The sequence below is a fragment of the Streptomyces sp. BE303 genome, from assembly GCF_036290945.1.
In the GTDB taxonomy this organism is placed as follows: Bacteria; Actinomycetota; Actinomycetes; order Streptomycetales; family Streptomycetaceae; genus Kitasatospora.
On the sequence record NZ_JAQYWZ010000819.1, the window covers coordinates 1 to 324 of the forward strand.

1 protein-coding gene is annotated in these 324 nt (G+C 72.8%); it reads right to left on the reverse strand.

Features of this window, described 5'->3' with window-relative positions; translation table 11 throughout:
- On the reverse strand, positions 1 to 324 hold a 324-nt coding region (locus PUR56_RS28355), incomplete at both ends, for a hypothetical protein (RefSeq protein WP_443034582.1).

A 324-nucleotide genomic window follows, 5' to 3' on the forward strand; every position in this document is an offset into this window, starting at 1 on the left:
CCCACTCCACGTGCGGGGAACGCTCGTCGGCGTGGAGCGTCGCGGGCAGGGTCCCGGGCCGCAGCGCCAGAACCATCTTGATGATGCCGGCGACACCGGCCGCCGCCTGCGTGTGCCCGATGTTGGACTTCACCGACCCGAGCCAGAGCGGGTCGCCGCCGTCCCTGTCCTGACCGTAGGTGGCGTGGAGGGCCTGGGCCTCGATCGGCTCGCCGAGCGTCGTTCCGGTGCGGTGCGACGCGAACGCGTAGACGTCCTGCGGGTTCAACGCCGCCTGCGCCAACGCGGCCCGGATCACCCGCTGCTGCGACGGACCGTTCGGCG